This window comes from Microcystis sp. M53598_WE2, from assembly GCF_030067735.1.
Classification (GTDB): Bacteria; Cyanobacteriota; Cyanobacteriia; order Cyanobacteriales; family Microcystaceae; genus Microcystis; species Microcystis aeruginosa.
This window is the reverse complement of the sequence record NZ_JASJFE010000233.1, coordinates 1-3,512: the sequence shown is the minus strand read 5'-3', so window position 1 is coordinate 3,512 and position 3,512 is coordinate 1. Positions and strand designations below refer to the sequence as shown.

General features: G+C 47.6%; 4 protein-coding genes. 1 reads left to right on the top strand and 3 read right to left on the bottom strand.

The window, feature by feature from the left end; all coding sequences use genetic code 11:
* Positions 1-108: 108 nt before the first annotated feature.
* Complete coding sequence (locus PX636_RS04890; protein ID WP_288116376.1) at positions 109-1,104, top strand: carbohydrate kinase family protein; 996 nt, start codon at positions 109-111, stop codon at positions 1,102-1,104.
* 319 nt (positions 1,105-1,423) lie between these two features.
* On the opposite strand, the gene PX636_RS04885 is transcribed toward PX636_RS04890, so the two are convergent.
* The 3 genes from PX636_RS04885 to PX636_RS04875 all read right to left on the bottom strand — a co-directional run bounded on the left by PX636_RS04885 (position 1,424) and on the right by PX636_RS04875 (position 3,510).
* The gene (locus PX636_RS04885; protein WP_004163154.1) at positions 1,424-2,494 is read right to left on the bottom strand and encodes a YheT family hydrolase; all 1,071 of its coding nucleotides are present in this window, start codon (positions 2,492-2,494) and stop codon (positions 1,424-1,426) included.
* Positions 2,495-2,559: 65 nt separating this feature from the next.
* Complete coding sequence (locus PX636_RS04880) at positions 2,560-2,928, bottom strand: DUF1818 family protein (protein WP_287169369.1); 369 nt, start codon at positions 2,926-2,928, stop codon at positions 2,560-2,562.
* Positions 2,929-2,934: 6 nt separating this feature from the next.
* On the bottom strand, positions 2,935-3,510 hold the full coding sequence (locus PX636_RS04875; RefSeq protein WP_288116375.1) for a hypothetical protein: 576 nt from the start codon (positions 3,508-3,510) through the stop codon (positions 2,935-2,937).
* Between the last annotated feature and the right edge of the window lie 2 nt (positions 3,511-3,512).

The following is a 3,512-nucleotide window of genomic DNA, read 5'->3' as shown; positions in this document are numbered from 1 at the left end:
TCGTCAGGATTCAGGAGACAGGAGACGGTCGTCGGTCGTCAGGAGATTATTTTTATTTATTCTTCCCACACCCCACACCCCACACCCCACACCCCACACCCCACAGCAATGCTTAACAATCAAAGATCTTCGCCGGTGTCTGTCATTTGTTTAGGGGAAATCCTCTTTGATCTAATTGCCGATCAAAGCGAGCGCTCTATAGAGCAAGTGACTTCTTGGACAACCTATGCCGGGGGTGCGCCGGCAAACGTGGCCTGTGGATTGCGAAAATTGGGCATAAATTCGGCTTTTATCGGTTGTGTGGGCAAAGATCAACGAGGGGAACAGTTAATCGCCTTGCTAGACGCTCTCGGAGTCGATACCACTGGTGTACAGTATCATGCCACCCTACCCACCCGACAAGTTTATGTCACCCGCGATGCTGGGGGGGACAGACATTTTGCGGGTTTTGGCGGCATTAAAACGACGGATTTTGCCGATACTGCCCTTAACGCTGACCTATTGCCCGAAAATCTCTGGAAAAATGCCGATTATCTAGTGATGGGAACCCTAGGGTTAGCCTATCCCCCGGCGAGAGCGGCGATGATGCGCGCCCTCGAATTAGCTAAAATTTACGGGGTGAAAGTATTGATCGATATCAACTGGCGGCCGGTTTTTTGGCCTAATCTTGAGGCCGCTCCCGATCGGATTCGAGATTTTATCTTCCGGGCCGATTTGCTCAAATGTAGCGAGGAAGAAGCAGCATGGTTATTTGGCACTGATACCCCCGGAGAAATATCATCACAATACCCCAATTTAGGGGCAATTCTGGTTACTGGCGGCGCAAAAGGTTGTAAATATCATTTAGGCAAAAATAGCGGCACTGTCGAGGCTTTTCCCGGGGAGGTGGTGGATACAACTGGGGCAGGAGATGGCTTTGTGGCGGGTTTTTTGGCTCGTGCCGGTCTTGGAGGCGATCAAATTGGGGAAAATGCCGATTTAGCCCGTAAGGCGGTGATTTATGCCTGTGCGGTGGGGACAATGGTGACAAGGGGGGCAGGAGCGATCGCATCCCAACCGACTCGGGAACAGGTGGAGGAGTTTCTAGCGGCCTTTGACTCCTAGAAACTATACTAGGGTTTGCGGCAAAAAGTTTTTCGTGGGGGCAGGGTGTGGGGTGTGGGGTGTGGGGTGTGGGGTTTTACCCATTTTCAGGGGGTCAATTACCTAATTTTCAGGGAAAAAGTGCCTAAATTTCCCCCCCGATCACCCCAATGTCTGGCACTTTTTGATGGGAAAAAAGTCTAAAAGTCTTATACAACAAGGTTTTTAGATTTATTCAGCAAACCCTATACTAAATCTGGTTATTAAAGACTGATTATTTATTCCCCCTCTTGCATGAGTGCCTATCGTGATATGTTACCTATACTCAACGGATTTAGTATTATTTGCCAGTTTTTTGGTCAAACCAGTCTAAAACCCGATTCCATGCCCACCAGCGATCGCTATCGCCCCACTGACGCTGACAGGATAAACTGCTGATATAGCCCACATGACCGCCATAGTTGGTTAAGAGTAGATCCACGTGGGGATTATCAGCGATCGCTGCTTGCAGATCGGGAATAACTGCGGGGGAAAAGAGGGGATCATCGGCTGCGTAGAGGATAAAAGTGGGTTTAGTTAAATAGGGTTGAAAGGGCAAGGGACTACTAGCGGCATAATAGTCAAAAACTGTCTCAAATCCTAAGTTTTTAATCACTAATTCTCGATCGAATCCTGCAATCGTGGTGGCGCGAGTAATTGCTTCGGGATCGATATGATCGGGATGAGCTTGATGGATGCGTTTGGCTAACTTGCGTAATTCCCTGGCGATCGCTTTTTCCAAATGTTTCCCCCAGGGATCCCGGACGAGATAGGATAAAGAACGATTAGAGTCTAAATTAGGACAAATTACCGCACCACCGCCGATAGCGACGGGATCGATCCCCATATCTTCCTGATTCTCTGCCGATTTAATTCCCCAGAGGGCCAATTGTCCCCCCAGAGAGTAACCCGTGAACCAAAAAGGAGCAGGACAGCCCATTTTTTGGGCTTGGGCGGCAATATGAAGGAAATCTAGCCCTTCATAGATGCCATCGGAGGTGAGAGTCGGGGATAATTCGGCTGTCTTACCGTGGGCCCGCCAATCGAAGAGGACGACTGCGTAGTTTCTTGCTACGGCTTTTCTGCCTAAAATTCTTAAAAACCATTGATTATCTAAGTCTCCCGTGATGCCGTAGGTGCCGATAATTGTTCCTTTCGCTTGCGGGGGAATGGAAACAATCCCGTAGATGGGGACGGCATTGGCCCCGGTGAAAATGGTTTCTTGATAGACTGGTTCGGGAATAGCGATCGTATTTTGCCAGGTTTCTCGCGCTTTTAGGGACACATAGAGAGTCATGGCAAAACCGTTTTTCAGCAATGGGGGCGGAGTGTAGGTGAGATTATCGGTCTTCGTCCTCGGATGGGCAATCATAGCAGCACAGGGGAATCAAAAAGTCAAGAGGGGGAGACAAAAATTAACTTATGCCCACCGCTTTCTTAAAAATTGTAAAGCAAATTGTCCCAAGCGGCGAGCAACTCTGGCAGGGCAGTGGCCGACCAATTGCCCTCACAACCGCGACCTTGATAGAGAATAAATCGCAGGGAATAATTATCGGGAAATCCTGCCGCTTCTAACCATAAAAGCTCGCTTTCCGCTTCACAAGCAATACTTTCTTCATCCATTAATTCTGTGGCCATGGCCGCCATAGTTGCGGTCAATTGTGATAGTAACCGACGCAAATCTTGCCACTCGGCCTCGGTCAATTCGATCGCCCAATCATCGCCACCAATTAATCCTTTATAAACGGCTGCCTTAGAATCCCAACCGAGTCGCCAACCTGAACCATATTTGAGAATTTTTTCCATAATTTTCTAGAATTTTAATAGGTCGGCATCTCCCGGTTTTGATAAAGATGGACGACGGGGAGAGGGACTGGGAGAAGGGCTAGGATTGGGGGTTTCTTGGGGGAGAATGGCGGGGTTATAAATTTCGACTAGAAGGGTGACTAACTGCTGCCTTTGACGACGATTAAGACTGTTAATCGCTTTGATATCGGCAGCCATGGGATTAACGGTAAGGGTTGCTTGTCCGGGATAGTTTTCTTCGCTGATTTTCTCGTTCACTCCTAGATAATCCCCTAGGGTTAATTGCCAATCAAAACGGATGAGAGTAAACCTTTTTTTTGTATCTTGATGATAACGAAGAAAGCGACTTATTAAAGTATTATTCGGATCGATCGCCCCTGTATCTCGACGGGTATAGTTGTTTTCTTTCGGTAAATCTGGCATTGCTTGATAAATTTGTTGAGCAACTGTTTCGGGTCGTTGAATTTGGCTCATCCCGGGGGATTGCCACGATAACCACCAGAAAAATATCCCTATTCCTAGCCAGAATAATAATAATATTATTTGCTTAATTTTCAGCTTTTGAGGGAATTTTAACAGCATAT